Source organism: Micromonospora sp. WMMD1082, from assembly GCF_029626175.1.
In the GTDB taxonomy this organism is placed as follows: domain Bacteria; phylum Actinomycetota; class Actinomycetes; order Mycobacteriales; family Micromonosporaceae; genus Micromonospora.
The window spans coordinates 3046714-3065419 of sequence record NZ_JARUBM010000002.1 but is presented as its reverse complement, the minus strand read 5'-3'; the positions used below and the strand labels follow the sequence as shown (position 1 = coordinate 3065419).

The 18706-nt window shown below is 69.8% G+C and carries 13 protein-coding genes; 4 read left to right on the top strand and 9 right to left on the bottom strand.

Annotated elements, in window-relative coordinates; translation table 11 throughout:
- Positions 1-810: 810 nt before the first annotated feature.
- From O7615_RS14075 to O7615_RS14060, 4 genes are all read left to right on the top strand, one after another.
- Positions 811-1533, top strand: a complete 723-nt coding sequence (locus O7615_RS14075; protein WP_278177972.1) for a tryptophan 2,3-dioxygenase family protein — start codon at positions 811-813, stop codon at positions 1531-1533.
- Entirely contained in the window at positions 1530-2693 is a 1164-nt protein-coding gene (locus O7615_RS14070; protein WP_278177971.1) for an aminotransferase class V-fold PLP-dependent enzyme, read from the top strand. The genes O7615_RS14075 and O7615_RS14070 overlap by 4 nt, the downstream gene beginning before the upstream one ends.
- On the top strand, positions 2690-3919 hold the full coding sequence (locus tag O7615_RS14065) for a tryptophan 2,3-dioxygenase family protein (protein ID WP_278177969.1): 1230 nt from the start codon (positions 2690-2692) through the stop codon (positions 3917-3919). The genes O7615_RS14070 and O7615_RS14065 overlap by 4 nt, the downstream gene beginning before the upstream one ends.
- Positions 3920-4609: 690 nt before the next feature.
- A complete protein-coding gene (locus O7615_RS14060) occupies positions 4610-6067 on the top strand; it encodes a helix-turn-helix transcriptional regulator (RefSeq protein ID WP_278177968.1) in 1458 nt (485 codons plus the stop codon).
- A gap of 375 nt (positions 6068-6442) precedes the next feature.
- On the opposite strand, the gene O7615_RS14055 is transcribed toward O7615_RS14060, so the two are convergent.
- The 9 genes from O7615_RS14055 to O7615_RS14015 all read right to left on the bottom strand — a co-directional run bounded on the left by O7615_RS14055 (position 6443) and on the right by O7615_RS14015 (position 18632).
- Positions 6443-7165 carry a hypothetical protein gene (locus O7615_RS14055; RefSeq protein WP_278177966.1) on the bottom strand — a complete coding sequence of 241 codons (723 nt, stop codon included), beginning with the start codon at positions 7163-7165 and terminating at the stop codon, positions 6443-6445.
- A gap of 352 nt (positions 7166-7517) precedes the next feature.
- Positions 7518-10520 (bottom strand): SMC family ATPase, encoded by a 3003-nt coding sequence (locus O7615_RS14050; protein WP_278177965.1) that lies wholly within the window; start codon positions 10518-10520, stop codon positions 7518-7520.
- Positions 10517-11773, bottom strand: a complete 1257-nt coding sequence (locus tag O7615_RS14045) for an exonuclease SbcCD subunit D (RefSeq protein WP_278177963.1) — start codon at positions 11771-11773, stop codon at positions 10517-10519. The genes O7615_RS14050 and O7615_RS14045 overlap by 4 nt, the downstream gene beginning before the upstream one ends.
- 119 nt (positions 11774-11892) lie before the next feature.
- Entirely contained in the window at positions 11893-13209 is a 1317-nt protein-coding gene (locus O7615_RS14040; protein WP_278177962.1) for an AAA domain-containing protein, read from the bottom strand.
- Entirely contained in the window at positions 13200-14687 is a 1488-nt protein-coding gene (locus O7615_RS14035; RefSeq protein WP_278177961.1) for a hypothetical protein, read from the bottom strand. The genes O7615_RS14040 and O7615_RS14035 overlap by 10 nt, the downstream gene beginning before the upstream one ends.
- On the bottom strand, positions 14684-15667 hold the full coding sequence (locus tag O7615_RS14030) for a hypothetical protein (protein ID WP_278182101.1): 984 nt from the start codon (positions 15665-15667) through the stop codon (positions 14684-14686). Before O7615_RS14030 ends, O7615_RS14035 begins: the two co-directional genes overlap by 4 nt.
- Positions 15668-15861: 194 nt before the next feature.
- Positions 15862-16659: a hypothetical protein gene (locus O7615_RS14025; protein WP_278177960.1), complete on the bottom strand. Its 798-nt coding sequence runs from the start codon at positions 16657-16659 to the stop codon at positions 15862-15864.
- 194 nt (positions 16660-16853) lie between these two features.
- The gene (locus tag O7615_RS14020) at positions 16854-17201 is read right to left on the bottom strand and encodes a hypothetical protein (protein WP_278177959.1); all 348 of its coding nucleotides are present in this window, start codon (positions 17199-17201) and stop codon (positions 16854-16856) included.
- A 93-nt stretch (positions 17202-17294) separates the two neighbouring features.
- On the bottom strand, positions 17295-18632 hold the full coding sequence (locus O7615_RS14015) for a helix-turn-helix transcriptional regulator (RefSeq protein WP_278177958.1): 1338 nt from the start codon (positions 18630-18632) through the stop codon (positions 17295-17297).
- Positions 18633-18706: the final 74 nt, after the last annotated feature.

The following is an 18706-nucleotide window of genomic DNA, read 5'->3' as shown; positions in this document are numbered from 1 at the left end:
CCTGACCGGCAGAAGCACGCCCACGCAGACGTCATGTTGGCCCACGTTGGCGGGCAGGTTGAACCCCGGGACGACCGACGTCCGGTCGCGACCCGCCTACGCCCCGGGCGCGATCCCGCGGCAGAAGAACATCGGTAGTAGGCCAGCGGGCAGGCCGTCCAGCCGACGCGTCGAGTGGTGGCCGTAGCACCACGGACGTTGCCAGGGCTGGCAAGAACTCTGGACCCCTCACGCGCCGGCATGGTGAGTTGATGTCACTGGCGGTGCCACCGCCGGTCACCGCAGTGGATCAGTCATCGCTGCAGCAGATCGCGCCCGCGGCAGCTGACCTCACCTCCGAAGCAGGTACTGACCATGCACCTCGGATCGCTTCCCCCGCCGTCGCCTCCCAGGTCGATGACGAGCCGGGCCGCCTCGGCAGCCGCCGCCCTATCCAGGCACGGCGCCGCCGGGTTTTCGGCGACGCCGGCCGGGCTGCGGGCGGTCGCCGAACTCGCTGGCCGGGTCACCGCGTCGGGCACGGCTTACTGTCCCCACCGCCGCGCGGCCACCCACAGCGACGGCGCGGCCGGTGCGCGTGTCGCCGGCGCGGCCGCCGCGCCGTCCTGGGCTCCGCGCTGGCGCCCGCGCCGAACGCTCACGCGTCGGCTGGTGACCGCCGACACGCACCTGTACCTGACCGTGACCGCCCGCGTCGTCGCCGGTCGACGCGGACCTAGCCGCCCGCCCCGTGTCACCGCTCGATGAGCCGCGCGGCTGAGGCCGCCCCACCGGCACATTCCACCCACCCGTCACCTGGAGGTTGTCCTCATGCCCGTGTCGTCGCTGCCCGCCGTGCTGCCGGGAGCCGGCCCCACCGACTACGCCCGCTACATGCGCACCGATGCGCTGCTGTCTCTGCAACGGGGACCGACCGAGTGGGTCCACCCGGACGAGTTGCTGTTCCAGATCGTGCACCAAGCCAGCGAGCTGTGGCTCAAACTCTGTGGATCTCTGCTGTCCCGCGCTTTCACGCATCTCGGGGTGGGGCAGCCCGGTGCCGCGGAGCTGCAACTTCGCCGGGCGTCGGAGACACTGCGGCTCACCACCGACCAGTTGCACATTCTCCGGTCGCTGCCCCCGGCGCACTTCGCCGTCATCCGCACGGCGCTGGGCACCGGATCCGGATTCGAGTCCCCCGGCTGGCGGCTACTGCGCGCGGCCACCACGGAACTGGACATCGCCTTCAGCCGACTGCTGTCCGAGCATCGGATCGCCCCCGCCGACGTGTACCGGGGGCAGCCGTCGGATCCGCTGTACCGGCTCGCCGAAGCGCTGGTGGAGGTCGACGAGCGGATCGCGCTGTGGCGCACCGAGCACTACAGCGTCGCCACCCGCGTCATCGGTCAAGGCGTGCTCGGCACCCGGCACACTCCGATCGACAGCCTGCCCGCGCTGATCGCCCACCGCCGCTTCCCCACCCTGTGGGAAGCGCGCAAGGACCTGTTCGCCGCACCCGCAGACGGTGCCTGCCCCCGGAGCGTGCGGCCGTGACGGCGGTGGCGCCGCCCCAGCCGGCATCGCTGCGGCAGCGGCTGAGCGCACCCACGTTGGGGGCGCACCTGGCGGCCTGCAGCATCGCCCCGCGGACCAGCGAAGTGGACCACGCGCTGCGCCGGATGCTCGACGACCTCGGCCGCCCGGGATTCTGGCAGGCCTGCGAGCACCAGGCCACGCTCGCCAGAGAGCTGTTCGCGCGGCTCGTCGGTGCCGACGTCGACCAGGTCGCGATCCTGCCCAACGCCAGCGTCGCCGCCTACCAGGCGGCGGCTTCCCGACGGTGGGGGCGCCGCCGGGAGATCCTGACCACCTACGCCGAGTTCCCCGGGATCGCGCACGTCTGGCTGGCCCGCAAAGGGATGCGCGTGCGCTGGTGCGGCAGCCCACCGGGAACGGTCAGCGCCGACGACTACCTGGCACAGATCACCGACCGCACCGGACTGGTGTCGGTGCCCCTGGTGACCTACCGCGACTCCGTCCGCCTCGACGTGCGGCGGGTCGCCGACGCCGCGCACGCCGCTGGCGCCGCCGTGCTCGTCGACGCCTACCAGGCCGCCGGCGTCATGCCCCTGGATGTGGGCGCGATGGGCTGCGACTACCTGGTGGCCGGCACCGGCAAATACCTACTCGGACTGCCTGGACTCGCCTTCCTCTACGTCCGGCAGCCCGGAGCCGGCCCGGCGCCGACGCTCACCGGCTGGCTCGGCCGCGCCGCCCCCCACACGCTGCGCGCCACCGTCCTGGACTCCCCACCCCACGCGCGCCGGTACGAAACCGGCACACCCGCCGCCGCCGCCGTCTACGCCGCCGTCGCCGGCCTGTCCCTCGTCAACGACCTCGACCTACAGCAGGTCCGGCGCCACACTCAACGGCTGATCGCCACCACCGCGCGACGCCTGCGTGCCCAAGGCGAGATGGTGCGGATGGCCAGCGCCCCCGACGCGCAGGGCGCCCACCTCGCACTCGTCGACGCCCACCCCGAGGCCATGTCCGTGTGGCTCGGGCACCGGGGCATCGTGACCGCCCCCCGCAGCGGCGTGCTGCGCCTGGCGACACACGCCTACACCACCGACGAGGACATCGACGCCGCCTGCGAGGCCGTCGCCGCGTATCGACACCACGCCGGCCATCACCGATCGGGGACTCCGCGATGAACACCGACGCCCTGCGGCACTGGCTTGCCGGCCCACCCACCAGCCACCGGTTCCCCTACGAGCAGACCATCGACGCCTTCCACCACTACGGCAAACACGCCATGCCCGAGGACTGGCTGAACCTGCTCAAGACCGCCCGTGACCGGCTTCCCACGGTGACGGGCCCCCGAGAGCGCCTCGCCGCGTTCCTGTCCACCGCCCTGGACAAGGCAGACAACCGGTTCGACTACCGCAGCTACCTGGCTCTCCCCCTGCTGCCCATCCCGGACCCCGACACCGCGGGCGAGCACACCGACCGGCTGATGGTCCGCCGCGACCGCCACCACGTGCTGCTCCTGGCCGACCTCATCGGCTTCGAGCTGCACGCCCTCGACGGCACCCGGAACCCGCTGCCCCAGCTCCGCCCCAGCGCGCCCGTCGTACGCAAACGCCTGCGCCACGCGGTCCGCGCCACCGTTCCCGCCCTGCGCCGGCTCAGCTTCGCCACACCCCTCGACGACGACCCGCTGTCGGCGGCGCGGCGGCTCACCGCGATGGTCTGCGTCGACCGCTCCAGCGCCGACCGGATGACCCTGCGCACCACCATGCTGCCCGTCTCCACCGTCCACGACGAATATCTGTTCATCCGCACGCTGCAGGCATTCGAGCTGTGCTTCGCTCAGCTCGCCGTCGACCTCACCGCGGTCAGAACCGCAGTCGGCGACAACCGGCTGCCCGCCGCCGGCAACCGCCTCTGCCTCGCCGCGACGCTGCTACGGGAGACCGCCCCGATGTGGTCTCTGCTGGCCACCATGCAACCCGAAGCGTTCCACGCCTTCCGCGAAAACACCGACGGGGCCAGCGCCATCCAATCCCGCGCCTACAAACTCGTCGAATCCCTGTGCCGCACACCCGACCCACAACGACTCCACTCGGTGGCGTACCGCTCCGTACCCGACGTGCAAGCACGCATCCGCGGCGGCCACGCCAGCATCGACGACACCCTCGACGCGATCCGCGCCGACCAGCACGTCATCGCGAGCACACCAACCCTCGCCGACGGAATGCGCCAGTTCACCGCCGCCCTACGGCAGTGGCGGCGCACCCACCACCGCCTCGCGGTGCGGATGCTCGGCACCGAAACAACCGGCACCGGCGCGACCCCCGGCACCCCCTACCTCCGACAGAACCTCGACACCACCGTCTTCCGCCGCCGCACCACCACCGCACACCGGGCTACCGGTTGACCGCCCTCACACGCTGCGATGGGTCGACCGTCGAGCACCACCATCGCCTGCGGGTGCCCGGCCCGACTCGCCGACCCGCCGGTAGCGACCAGCAGCCGCGCCGAGGTCGCGGCGGACGGACCGTGCCGGACCTCCCGCGGCTGGACTTCCGGCGGAGTCACTCCGCCGTTGTCGGCGTACGGGTTCCCGCACAGAGTCGGGTACGCCAAAGTGGGCGTACAGACTGCGCCGGAGAAAGCGACTTTCCGATCGTCGGCTGCCTAGACTATTAGGCGACTGGCCGACAGCCGGAGATAACGCGCCCAAGAAGGAGACGGTCGCCGTCCGTACCCGACAGGCAGCGGCCGTCCCACCGATATACCCCACCGGCTCAGCGAGACACTGTCAGGTGGTGAGCCATCCTGAGATGGCGCTCACAAGAGCGGCCATCGCACTGAGAACGGCTGCCCATGCGTACAGCCGAGCAGTTGTCCGGTCGGGCGCCTGGCCATCTTGATCCGCTCCCACCTCGTCACCTCATCCCCTGGTCTGCCTGGGCCCGGACACGAGGGCCGTGCCGTCCCATGTAGAGCGTCCTGCAGGCGTTCGTCTACGATTCTGCGACTTGGCTAGGCCGCGACGTCGATCCGGCGGAAAAGTGTGAACTCCCCGGTGTTGCAGCGGCAGATGCGGTTGCTTGACGCTTCCAGCATGAACCCCATCAATCGCCTTGACCCAGGCCAGGTACTACTGGCGTGGCGCCAGCACTCGGGACTAACCCAGCAGGAGCTCGTTGACGCGCTGGCTGCCCAAGATCGAAGGGCTGGGGGCAAGCCGAAGGTCAGCGGCAAGGGCACTGTGGCGAACTGGGAGGCTGGCCTCCGCTCTCCAAAGCTTCACGTCGTGCGCAAGATCGCCGTCGCCCTATGCCGCGACGCGGAAGAGCAAGAAGCGCTAGTGGGTCTTTGGCAGGCAGCCGGGTCGGTCTCGGCTCTGCCGCCACGTTTGTACTGGGAGCACAACTATGACGCCAAGGGTGGCCGTCCGGCCTGGTTGTGGCTTAGGTGTGTGGCCGACGACCAGTCCCTGATGGCATCGGTCGGCTGGGGTCCGTTCGGCGCAGACCTCGAAGTGCCCACAACCTCAGCCGGCCTTCTGGTTCACAGTCCCACGAGCGTACCCAACCCTGCTCTTCAAGTCCGATTCAGCGACCATGCTTGGGCTGACTTCGGCAATGGCGCTGTGCCGAAGGGCGTTATCGAGCGGATCGGGATGAAGTCCGCCTCTGGCATCGTCGTCGCAAGTGGGAGATACGCCAATCCACCCAAACTTCGGACTGAGGAAGTTGCGCGCGTAAATGCTGACCTCGATGCGATGAAACTCGCCACGTCCAAATTCAGAATTCTTTGGAGCCGCGTCAAACCTCACCTTGGCTTCATGCGGCCCAATACGACGATACATCCGCTTGAAGATGCCCCCATCGTACAGACAAATTGGGCAGGAACCCTGCGCGTCAACGGCCGCGATGAGCTAGAGACACAAATCCTTCAGCCACTGGAAGGGGTCAAGGAGATTCGACGCGTTAGCCGCAACCTTTCAACGAAGGCCGCCGCCATGGGAGCCAATTCGATAGCCGGGATGAGCAGTGAGCCGCATATCACAGATAATCAAATAGAGACACTTGAGCGCAAGGGTTCCATACCCCAGGAGGTTCGATGGTTCATCGCCCGACTTGATCATGTATACAAGCTCGATGGCTATCTAGGAATCGAGCGTACGTATAATTCATCCGGCGCCCCCCTAGACCGCCAAGGCAGATATAAAGTCGCATTTCCGAGCTTCTGGGTCGGGCCGATTTGGTTGCAGTTTCATGCAGCCCCAGGCCAAGATCGACGAACCAAGGGGACCGCAGCCGACCTCTTTTGGGGAGACTGGCGACGTCTCCAACGGATCAGGCATGGAGTCATCCTCATGACACGAAAGTGGCTTCCGCAATCCGAGCCGAACCTTTTGGTCCGCGTTCCGTCGGGTTGGACTTTCGTGGCGGGAACTGGACTGCCTCCAGGTGCTACCGATATCCAACAGCACTGGTACCCAGCCAACTTCAGCGCGGCAGCAAGGCTCATTCTCGAGGGAATCAGAATGCTGCGCAAAATGGACCAGTTATAGCAAATAGTGCTCTTCCACGCCTATCTCACGTCCGGTCCGCGCGGCGCATCGACGGCGAGCGGCGGCGTGATCATGCCGTGGCCACCCTATGCCCTCATGCCGCACCGTAGACCTCTTGCCACCACGAGCCCCGGCCCACACTCCTCGCCTGAGGCGGTAACGGCGTGACTGTGGCAGGCAGCGATGGGTTGTCACCCGCTCGGACCGCCGGCGCAGCCACAGACCACTCACGGGCAGAGGCACTTGTCACCGGTGGACGACGAGAGGTGGCACCCCAGTGGCCGCCTGCAGGGGTCAGGGGCCTCGGGCAGACGTGAAGCCATCAGCTTCGGAACCCCAGCTCCGCAGCCGCTCCCGCGCGATGAGCCGGCGCCATCATCCCGCGCGCGGTGTCTTGTCGGGCGGGCCGACCAGCCCATCGGGCCCGATGTGCCATGGTGAAGGAGAACCGTCCGGCATCCTTCCCTCGATCGCCTTCCGACGCCGATCCCCGGCTCCGTCCGAATGTTCCCAGGTCCGCACGGGGCCGATATCGGCCCCGTGGGGAAGGCGGATGGTGGCCCGCCGCGGTCGGGCGGCCGACCCCCGGCCCCGCACCTCGATATCAAAATCGCAGTACCGCAGCCGCCCACGACCTTCGCCCAGCCCCGCCCAGCGGCGACCACCGGCGCTGATCTCCAGATCGGCACCGGGCCACCCCTGGCCCACCACCAGCACGCATCCCCGACTGCGAGCCCGCCTGCCCAGCGCCCTCGCCGTAGCCTCACCGACACCAGCCCCCGGCGAGGTGACAGCCACCAGACTCATCCCGTCGACCAGCGCGCCCACCACCGCCGGCAGATCCGGCCCAGGCGAAGGAACCAGCGCCAGCCGCTCCAGCGGCACCCCCAGCTCGGCCGCGGCGAGCATGCCGAGGTGCGGCACACCCACCACCGCGCTCCACAGGTCCGTATCCGCCATGGCACCGGCGAGCAGGAGCAGCAGCAGCGAGGTCGACCCGGTCACCCGCACCGTGGCGCCCCGGCGCAGCCCCGACGGCAGCACCCCGGCCAGCTCATCCGGCACCGCCAACGCGGCGGCGACAGACCGATCGTGCACGGCCGCATCACTCGCGCGTCGCAGCGGCACATCGGGCGCGGCCCGTCGCCCCCGGCCGGCAGACACCTCCGCGAGTACCCGCGCGACCTCATCTCGATTCGGCACCCCACCGAGCCACGCTGCATCCCCCACGACATCCCCACCATCCGCCACCCATCGCGAGCGAACCGGGGGAAGTCGATCGTACTCACGTTCGAACGCCGAGCCTAGCGAGCAGCGACGCCGCGTGCAATGACCGCTGATGTCGTGACCAGCAACGACGCGCCCAAACGCCCGGCTCGTCCCGCCCGAGGCACCTGCCGGTGCGCGCAGCCTCGGCAGCGGATGCGGCTTGGCTCGTAGAGGAACGCGGTCACGACAGCAGCCCGCGGTTGAGGTCGTCGTTGATGATCTGCTCGCGCTCGGCCGGGCTGGCCCAGTGAGCCCGGCTGCCGGTGAAGGTGCGTTCGACCACGAGGACGTGGTCGGTGATCTCAGCGATCGAGCGCATGTGGCTGATGATCGTGACGAGTCGGCCAGCCGTGCTGTGCGCGGCGAGAGCGTTGAGGGCGTCTTGCAGGACGCCGGAGTCGAGCGAGCCGAAACCCTCATCCAGGAACAGGGAGTCGACGCGGCCGGAGGCCCGGCTGGCGAGTTCGACCACGGCCAGGGCTAGTGCGAGGCTCGCCTGGAAGGTCTCTCCGCCGGACAGGGTCTTCACGTCGCGCGCCCGACCGATCCCGGTGTCGATGATGCGGAAGTTCTCGGCGAAGCCGAACTTGCCCCCGGAAACGGCCAGCAGGGTCTTGCTGGCGGCGCCGAGCAGAGCAAGCTGTCGTTGTCGGACGGCGCTGGCGACGAACTTTCCGTCAGTGAGCACGGCGGCCAGGTCACCCAGGGCCGTGACCGTGGGTTCGGCCGCTTGGATCCGGCGGTCCAGCTCGGCGGCCAGTGGCTGGTGTGCCGTGGCCCGCCTGAGGTCTCGGCCGGCGTTGTGCTCGGCGGTGCTCGCCACCCGGATCAGCCGCTCGAGGTGGTGGTCGTCGTCGGCCTGGCAGCCGCGCCGAGTCTGCTCGGCCGCCTGCTCGGCCGCGTCGGCCGCCACTCGTGCGGCCTCCGCCTGCTCGCGGCATGCGGCGGCCAAGACGACAGTGCGCTCGATCAGGGAGGTGGCCCAGGCTGCTTCGTCGGCGAGGGGGATCTCGCTGGGACGCAGAGCGTGCCCAGCGGTGTCGAGGAGAGCACCGGCGTCCATGACGCGGTCGGCCAGGGTGTCGAGCTGGCGGCGCAAGTCAGCGGCGGGACGGGTGACGTGGGTGTTGACCTCGGTGTCGAGCAGGACCGACGCGGTGCGCAACTCAGCCACGCGGCCTCGCACGTTGTTCAGCCGGTCGCAGAGCTGCTTGAGTTCGTTCTGCCGCTGCTGGGCGCGGTCACGCTGATGGGTGATGTCCGCGAGCAGGAGTCCCTGGGCCGGGCGGAAGGCGCGCGGTACGCCGCGTGCCGCACGGTTGAGCCGCACGAGCGTGGCCTCATGCTCGGCGCGCGCCTCCTCGTAGGCGGCTTGCCGCCGTGTCTGCTCCTCTTCCAGCACGGGCACCTGAGAGTCGGCGCGGATGTAGGCGTCGTGCGCCTCGCCGTGAATGGCCTCGGCCACTTCCCGGTCGGCCGCAGCGCTCTGGACAGACGCGGCACGGTGGTGCAGGAGTTGTGCGTCCGGTGCGTCTAGATCGACGTCGCCGAGCACGGCGCGGACGTCGGCGGTGACCTGGTCGAGGTTGGTGGCGGCGGCCGTCACCCCGTTGATCGCGTCCGCCAGCGTCTTGTCCGCGGCGATTGTGGCTCGTTCGATTGCGGCGGCCTCCTCGGTGGCCGCGCGCCTCGCGGCCTGCTGCGCGGCCTTCAGTGCGGTCGCGCCCGCCTTGGCCGCGTCGTCGCTGGGTGCGATGAAGCTCTCCGGCAGTTCCCGCTGGCACACCGGACAGGCGTCCCCGGGTCCGCATCCGTCCGCGGCGGTCGCGGTCGCGTGCAACCGGCGCGCGCGGGCTTCCTCGGCCTCGGCCGCTTCTACCGCTCGCTCGGCCTCGCGGGCCGCCGCAGACGCGTCCGCCGCGTCCGCCTTGAGCTTGGCAACCTCGTCTCGGCAGGCGGTGAGCTGCTCCTGCGCGTGCTGGGCGGCGTCGGTGGCCTGTCGGACGGCGGCGAGCGCGCCCGCCGCGGCCCGGTGTGCTGCCTCGGCGAGGGTGACGCGTTCGGTCGCTTCGTCGGCGGCGCGCTCGGCAAGGAAGACCTTCTCCTTGCGGTTGGCGACGTCCTGCCTGCGGTTGTCCAGCGCGGTCTTGCCGATGCGGACCTCGCGCTCCTCCTTCTCCAGCCGCTCGGCCGCAGTGTCGAGCTGGGGTACCTGTTCGGCGAGGTGGATGAGCGTGCTGACGGCTGAGGCGGTCTTTTCCACGCCGGTGCCTTCGGCATCAGCCTGGTCGAGCTCGGCTTGGAGCCGCTGCGTCTCCCGGTCGAGTGAGTGCCGCTCCCGGTCGACCTGTTCGCGTCGGCTGGCGATGCCGGCAGCAGCGGCCAGGAGTGCCTGGTACTTGGCTGTCACGTCGGCGGGCGTCGCGTCGACAAGTCGGGCCTGGGCCTTGTCGAGGGCGCTGTGGCGGGCGCGGGCCGCGGACGCGGCTTCCGCCGCCTTCGCTACGGCGTGTTGGGCAGCCTGAAGGAGGTCGAGGCGCTCCTGGGCGGCGCGCTGACGCTCGGTGGCCTCCCGGATCGTCGCCGTGGGGTCGCGCAGGAATTCGGCGCGTCGTTCGCGGTACTCGCCTAGGCGCTTCGCAAGGCGGGTATGCAAGGTGAGGGCGTGTTCGCGGACCGCGCTGAGCTGGTCCAGTCCGAGCAGCGACTTCAGGATCGTCGACCGGTTCCGGTCGCGCATGCGCAGCAGTTCCTGAAAGCGGCCCTGCGGCAGGATGACCGACCGTAGGAACGTGTCGTAGTCCAGGCCGATGATGCGCCGCACCTGAGTGGTGACGGCGCTCGCTCCGGTGGCCACGACGGTGCCGGCGTCGACGTCGGTCAGCCTGTGCAGCGGGCCGCCGCGGGCGCTGGTGGAGCGTTCCACCCGCCACACCGTGGTGCCGGCCTGGAATGTGAAGGCCACGCTGAGGGTGCCGTCGCCGCTGTGGGCGATGAGATCAGAGACGCTGCCGCCGTGCCAGCTGCACCGGTTGTACAGGCCGTAGCACATGGCATCGAGGAGGGTGGACTTGCCGGACCCGGTGTCGCCGAGGATCGCGATGAAGGTCTTACCGGTGAAGTCGATTGTCTGGGGCTCCACGTAGGAGCGCAGGCCGGTGAAGGTCAGTTCCAGGGGCTTCATGCGGCAGCCTCGGCTTCCTCGGCGGGCACGGTGAAGGCGCTGAGGTCCTCGGCGAGAAGCTCCTCAGCGGGGAGGGCCGGTGGGTGTTCGTCGCCCGAATGGTGCAGCAGGGTGCCGAACAGCTCGCGCACGTGATCGGCGCTCGCCGTACGGGTGCCCTGCTCGGCGAGGTAGGCGCTGAACATGGCGACGTTGTCCGGTTCGCCCCCGGCGGGGGTGTCTGGGGTGATGAGGTCGAGCTTGCGGTCCGCCGCGTTCTCATCGATCTGCACGATCGTGGCGTCTGGGAAGAGCGCCCGGATCTGCCGCGACAGGTCCGGCTCGTGGGTCGGAGTGTGGACCACGATGCGGCAGATCTCGGTAGTGATCGAGTCGGCGTGTGCCCGGAGTTCGTCGAGCGTGCCGGTGACGACGTCGAGGCGCCGCCCGGCGTGTAGCGGGAGGCGTTCGATGCGGGCCGGGTTGCCGGGATGCAGGTGGGCGAGGACGACGCTCTTGGCCTCCCCGACTTCGCCGAAGTCGAGTTGGATCGGCGAGCCGGCGTAGGCGCCGATGACGCGGCCCGGCAGGTCCTGGGGCTTGTGGATGTGGCCGAAGGCGGCGTAGTCCACCGGCGGAATCTGCTCCGGGTCCGTGGCGTAGAAGTCGCAGGTGTGGTTCGGGTTCTCCGTGCGCGACGGAACGCTGCCGGCGAGGTACTGGTGCGCGGCAAACACACTGACGTCGCGGGCCGGGTCGAAGTCCTCGTGCAGGCGGTGCAGCAGCTCGCGCTGCACGGTAGCGATGTGCGCGGCGTAGGCCTTGCGCCGGGCGCTGGGATCGTCGAGGACGGTGACGATGCGGTTCGCGGTGATGAACGGCAGGGCAGCGAGGTGCAACCGGCCGTCGCCGACCGGGAGCCGGAGCACGGTGCCCACACGCACGGCGTCAGGGTCGGCGACGATGTGGACGCGCTCGCCGTGACGCAGCAGCCCGTGGAGCCAGTGCAGCAGCGGGGCGGAGTCGTGGTTGCCGGAGATGACGACGACGGGGGCGATCGCCGACAGGGCGCGAAGGACGTCGGTGGCGAGCTTCATCGCCTGCACCGGCGGCCGCTGCTGGTCGAAGAGGTCGCCGGTGTTGAGGATGAGGTCGGGCTGCACGGCGGCCGCGATGGCGGTGATCTCGCCAAGGGCCACCTCGTGATCGTGGTTGCGACTGTGGCCCCAGGTGGCTTTTCCCAGGTGCCAGTCGGAGGTGTGCAGAACTTTCATCGGAGCCTCTTTCGCGGTTGGTGGCGGTGGCTCGGCGCCGCCGGTGTGTTGGGCAAGGGGGTACCGCGCGATCGGCCAGTTTCCGGGTGCTGATCGCGTGCGCGGAGGTTGGTGCTGGTCTAGGCGGCTCGGATGCGGTGCCGCTTGAGGTGTTCGAGCATGCAGTGGTGGGCTTCCCAGCCGTCGGGGAACTTCGGCCTCGTGTTGAGCGGGACCGGGTCGACCGACGGGTGCGCGTCGAGAAGCTCGGCGATGCCGGCCCGTCCGACCACGATGCAGGCGTGGCGGTGTCGGGAGGTCAGCACGCACAGCCGTCCGGATTCCAGGTGGAACGCGGTGGCGTCGCGGCGCCCGGACAGTGGGTGCAGCACCACCACGACGTCGAACTCGGCGCCCTGCAGCCGGTTGGCGGTGTCGACGCGGATGGCCCGGTGGCCGACGCGGGTCAGTTCGTCCTTGATAGCGGCGACCTGATCACGGTGTACCGCGCCGATGGCGATCCGGTCCGACCGCACGGGCGCGCCATCGGGCTCGTTCCGCGACTCGACCATGGCGCCGCGTTGCAAGGTGCGTACGGCGACGGCGACGACGTGCTCGACGGCCTCGGCGTCCGTACGCAGCGTGTGCTGGGCAGGCAGCTCGACATAGGCCCAACCGGATTCGGCGGCCCGCTCGACGGCATGGTCGTGAATGCCGCCGAGCCCGTTCGTGGGCAGCCACATCCGCCGCCGCCCCTGCTCGGGCGCCGACTGGAACGGCACGTGCGGGTAGAACGCCGCCGACACCGGCGCCGACGCCGACGGAGGCAGCCGCCAGGAGTACGGTAGCTGCAGCGGCTTGATCTCGGGGTTGTTGGCAATCATGGCCGCGACGGCGCTCTGCATCGGATTCCACGGCAGGCCGGTCCACCGCTCGACGTTGACGACGGAGAACGGGTCCAGCTGGCCGGGATCGCCGACGAACAGGGCACGCTCGAAGATGAACGCGAGGCGGAGCAGGGTGTCCGAGCGCATCTGGTATGCCTCGTCGACTATCGCCCACGGGCGCCGCTGTTCGACGACCGGATCCAGCCACTTCGCGGCCGTGGCGACCACGATCGGCACATCGGCCAGGTCACGCAGCCGTTGGCGAATGGCGACGCCCGGTCGGTGTAGCCAGTCCGGCGGCACGTAATCCTTCGCGGCGTATCGGCCCACCGAGAGGCTGGGCGCGGTCTCGGCGATGCGGTGGACGAGGTCGTCGACCTGGGAGTTGGTCTGCGCGACGACCCGCACGGGTTCCCCTGCGGTGGCCAGATGCACGGCGGTGCGCACGACCGCCCGGGACTTGCCGGCCCCGGGAGGCGAGTCGAGCACGACGCCACGGTGCGGTCCGTTCAGCAGTCGGTCGATCGCGTCATCGACGACGTCGGAGACGGTCGGCGTGGTCACTGCCATTCCTCCTGGGCGTCCTCGTCCGTGGGGATGTACTCCGCCGGGGGCCCACCGTGCGTCCACGGCGTCCCCTCTCGTCGCGGGAACGCTGGCATCCGCCGCACCTTGGTGGTGCGCAGGCTGTAGCACACCTCCTCGTGCAGCTCGGGGACACTGCCCGGCTTCGGTTCGCGCCCGTTGCCCATGCCCTCGGACAGCTCCAGCACCACCTGCACCCGGTCACCCACCTCGGTGATCGTCACCAGTTCCGCCTTCTGTCCGAGGCGAGCGGGGCTGCGGAGGCGGTTCTCGCCTCTGGGCAGGCGTACGGGGTCGGTCGTCTCGACGGTGATCAGCGGTAGGTTGCGCCGCCCAATGCGGCGGTAAGGTTCGGCGGCCGTGACGGTGCCGACGAAGGCCTCGCCCGCCATCCGCGCCTCCGCCATGACGAGGGGGTCGTCGAAGGCCCGCTGGGCCTCGTACCGCGCCTGTGCGCGTTCCAGCTCGTACAGGCTCATCGCGGCGGTGACCGCCGAGTCGCGCTTCGGTTGCGCGGCCGGGCTGGTCTCGATCCAGTCTGCGGTTCGGGTGAACGCGTCCAGGTCGTGGTCCCACCGCTCGGCGACGTGGCGGCCGGGCTCCAGCGCGACGAGTAGGTCGATCGCCTGCCACATCCGGTGCCACGTCCGGATCAGTTGATCCCGCAGCGCGGACTCGATGCGGGACTCCACGCGGGCGCGTTCCACCCTGTTGTCGGCGTTGTCGTGGTAGCGCCGGATCAGCGGTGCCAGCACCGTGTTGTCGAAGGTGGGATCCGTCGCCAGCCCGGCCGGAGGGTTGTCCACCGGGTCCTCGGCGATCTGGGCGGCCTCGGCGCCGGTCAGGTGTCCGCCGGGGTCCAGCCATGCCAGGACCGTGCCGAGATGCTCGTCCTCCTCACTGCTCTGCCCCGTGGCCCAGTGCGCTGACAGTGCCGCCGTGGCCGGCACGAGCAGGCTCGAGCCCGGGTACTGCACCCGATCGGCGTAGAACGTGAGCCACTTACCCATCCGTGGGACGTTCGCCGGGACCGCCCACGGGCCCGTGGTCCTACGGAAACGGGTGGACCGGCCGAGCATGCGCACGAACTCCACCCCCGCGCGGTTGGGCACCCAGATCTGCGGCGCGTCTGCGCAGCGACGCGGGCCGTCCGCCGGCTGTCCGGGCACGGGAGGCCGGCGCAAGGTCATCGGGAGAAGTTCCGCGAACAGCAGCCGGGCCAGATCGTGGGCGAAGGCGAACCGTTGCTCGCGGTTGCGCGGCTGGGCCACGACGAGCAGCCGAGGGTTCTCCCGGTCCATTCCGATCATGGCGGCCATGGGTGCGCTGGCCTCACCGGCCATCTTCAACGGCACGAACACCAGCGGCGTCGAACTGACATGCAGGTGCCGGACCGTGGTGATCCGTTGCGCCTGGCCACGGTCCACGGCAAGCGCCCGCCCGAGGGAGGTCAGTAGCGTCATGCAGCACCACCGAGGAACGCGGTGCGGTAGCTGTGCGCGAGTCGCAGTAGCCGCGCCTGCTCGGCCTGGTCGCCCGCCGGAATCCGTGCTCCGGTGGCCAGCCCGATCACCTCGCTCACCGACTCCAGCCCGCCCAGTTCCTCGCGTACCTGCCGCCCGAGCGCCGCGGTCGACCCACGCTCCTCGCTGCGGCAGAACTTCGCCATCTCGCAGGTGCTCAGGCACTGTGGGACGTAACGCGCCTCGACGGTGCGCAGCGTGCGCTTGAGCTCCTGTGCCGGTCGCGGATCGAGCCGATCCGGGTCGCGCCACCGGTCAAGGGTCGCGCCGGCGGGCATCATGGCGACGATCGCGTCCAGGCCCTGCATCCGTGACAGCTGCCGCCGAACCGCGTTCAGATGGTTGGTGATGTTGACCTTCACGGCGGTCGGTCGGTTGCTGAAGTCCTTCGGGCAGACCAGCACGACCTCTGGCGCGACGAGCTGCTCATCCAGGCCGTGGGCGCGCAGCAGTTCGCGCATGGCGTGCACGTAGACGGCAGCCTGCAGCTCGGCTGACGCCACCGAGGCGGCCGGCGCCTGCCCGTCGACGACCGCGAACGACTTGATCTCCACGATGTAGAACTGGCCTTCGAACCGGAACGCGATCAGGTCCGGCTCCAGATAGACCGGATAGCCCGCGACCACCAGTTCCAGCAGCGGGTGGTCGAACAGGGTGCCAGCGTCCTCGGCCAGCGCGCCGGCCTGGGTCAGCAGCCGGGCGGTGTGGCGGTGCCGCGCCGCAGGGCTCGCGTTGCCGCCGACGGTCTCCAGATCGTCGTAGGAGACCTCGGTCAGCGGCAGGCCGAGCACCTCGCGCAGGAGCGTGAGCAGCTGCGCGCACCCGTTGGCTTTGACCTGCGCCTCGAACGTGGTGCCACGCGTGAGGGCGAACTGGGACTGGTCCGTCGACATCGCGAAGCCGAGCGCCGAGCCGAGCATCTGCTTGTCGATGCCTGCGGCGTCCAGAACGCTCCTGCGCTGGCAGCCGGGGTTGGCGGTGAGTGCGGCGAGTCCGCGGGCGTTGAGCTTGCGGCGTTCTTCTGACCCCCGCAGCGCGTCGAGACGCGCTTTGAGACCGTTCACGTGCCCTTCCTTCGCGTGGGAAGTGCGATCGAACAGCGGAGCGGTGGCGCCTACCGCTCGCCCATGGTTACCGGGGCGAGTCTGAGTGTGGTGCCGAACATCTGCTGTAGATCGTCGAGCTTGAGGGCCCGCCGAGCTGCCGCTTCGCGGTGCGAGCGGTCGACGTCCTCATGAAGTTCAAGTTCTGTGCGTGCTGCGTGCTGGACGCCGTCCGGCGTCATGGACTCGAACGTCCGCGCTCCGCCAGGGATGTTGGCGGCGAACTCCCACAACAGTCGACGCGAGGGTAGCGTCGCCCACTCCGGTCGCCGAAGGTGTTCAGCTACCCGGATGGCTGCCTTGAGAAAGTGCACTCGGGGGCTCAGCGGTCCGACGACACGCGCCTCCATCGGCCACGTCGATACCGCCAACAGCCCGCGCGCTGGCGACAACCGATCGGCGGTCAACGCCGCACAGACGTAGTACGGCCGGCCGTGCCGGTTTGTCTTGAACGAACGTTCTTCATCCCGCCGAAGGCTGGTCAACTGCCCGCTGGCAAGCGTCCCGCCGAAGAGCGCGTTGTGGAGAGCGACGATCAACTTCGGCGCCGCCGGCACCGTGAGGAATGTCAGCGCCTGGTGCACCTGCTCCCGGACAGGCAGCAGCGGTGCGGTCGGCACCATCCCCGCATCCTCAAGCGGTTCGGGCCCGGCAAGGGCGGCCAGGGCTGTGTCCCACTCCGCTTCCACTTTGCGCAGTTCGGCGCGGAGCCGATTGGCCCCGGCGCGGTCGCCCGCCACCACGGATCGCCGTACCTCCGCCCGGAGATCATCGATCCGCTGCTCGAGAGCTTCCATCGAGTCGGCCACGAGGAGAACTTAGCCGTCCCCAGGAGTTCCAGCAAGTTCCAAAGGTTTCCAAGTTTCCGTAGGCTCGGGTGCGAGCCCAGACAGCGTCGAAGCACGAGGATACTGAGATGCCGCCCCTGGAGGCCCGTCACTCAGGCTGAGGGCCGGCTGGCGGGCGGTTTCGGCAGGCGCCACGCGGAGCTGCCCGGGCGGGGTCAGCGGCGGCCCGGTCCGGTCTGGGCTGTTAGGCACCACGGGCAGATGACCAGGGCCGCAGCGGCCGGGACGGTCAACGACTCGCCGCATGGCTTGCGCCGGCGTTTGTAGCCGAAGCGTCGATGCCGGCGGCCGGTGCAGACGATTGTGGCGTCGGCGGGTACCTCGTCGTCAACGACCCGGGGTTGGGCGTGGCCGCACCCCTCGCACACCGTCTCCGGCGGTGAACCGGTGAACACCCCTTCGCGGATGCTCATGATCTTCTGTACCCGGTTGTGTGGGGTGATCTGGCCACATCCGTCGCAGTCGATGTAGAGCACTGGTAGCGGTTGCGGACCCGCGCGCATCTCACGCACGAAAGCCAGGGCGAGCTCTCGCGCGAGCCGCCAGCCTGTCGGCTCGCTATCACCCGGTGCGGTGGTCACGGCGCCGCCGGCGTGCTACGCATCGACGCCGATCCGGGCTGCGAGTTCACGAACCCCCGTCAGGGCGCCGCGAGTGTCGGTGGATATGAGTTCGCGGGTCAGGTTCTGTGCCCACGGTCGGTAGCGGACTTCCTGCGGGGTGTCGCGCTCGGCGGCGAGCAGGGCTTGGAAGGCGCCGGTCGAGTATCCCCGGCCGTGCAGGGCCAGGGCGGTGTCTTCCCAGTAGCGGGCGCGGCGCTCGGGCGCGGTGATGTGCGTCGGGTCGACCTGCCGGGCGTAGTTCACGGCGGTGCCGTAGTCGCCGAGCACCCGCGCGACGCTGATCTTGTAGACGGCGAGGTCGAGCGGGTTGAACCGGTTGGTGTCGCGGCCGACGCGGCGGGCGGCGTCTTCGGCTTCGCCGAGCAGGGTCCAGGCGGTGTCGCGGTCGTCGCGTATCGCGGCGGTGTAGGCGGCGACCGCCAGTAGTTGCCCGTACATCGCGGTCTGCGGTAGGTCGGTCAGGCCGGTGTCGGCGTCGAGTTGCCGCGCGGCGTGCAGCACGAGGCGCTGGGCGCCGTCGCGGTGGCGGGTGCGGCGCAGAACGGTCGCGGCGAGTCGGGTTGCTTCGGCGATGACCAGCGGGTCGCCGGATGCCCGCGCTGCTTGAATGGCGCGGTCGGACGTGGACCAGGCCATGCCGTCGTCGTGCAGCTTGATCAGCAGCTGGGTCGCGACACCGTACGCCTGGGACAGCCGAGCTGATGCCTGTTCCACCTGGTCAGCGGGGGCCTCGTCTCGTCCGGCGGTGGCCTGGGCGAGCAGGCGGGGCAGTCGGCGGGCGAGCTGGCTGTAGCGGCAGGCCCGAAAGTCGGCCTTGGCGGCGGCCAACTGCGCGCCGAGCTGGTGGTCGGGTAACGGAACAGCGGCGACCCGGCCGAAGATCACATCTTCCACCGTGGCGGCCATGCCCCCGGCGGCGTCTGCGGGCAGCAGGGCGGCACCGGTGGTCAGGCCAAGAGTGCCGGCAATAAGGTCGCGTCGACGCATCCAATCACCACCACCATTGTTGGGGCCTTCGATCACCCTAGCCGCACTGGTCTGCGCGGGTGGGGATGACGAGGCCAGCCCGAACAGACGCGGCGGGATCCCGTACACCTGCGCCAGCCGACGCAGCTCGGTAACGGTCCAGTCCCGCCGCCGGCCGTTCTCCCACCGGGACATGGTCGCGGCGGAGTAGCCGGTGCGCTGGCCAGCCTCCTCAAGAGTCAGCCCGGATGTGGTCCGGGCGACGCGGAGCAGCGTCCCGATGTCGCCGGCTGCGGCGGCAGCGGCGACGGCGGGCATTTCTGTCCAGGTCGGTTCGGTCGGCATGCCCACCTCCTCACGACGTCGGGTTCTTTGAGGGTGACCGATGGATTACGGGTTGTGCAAACCGCTTGCAACGG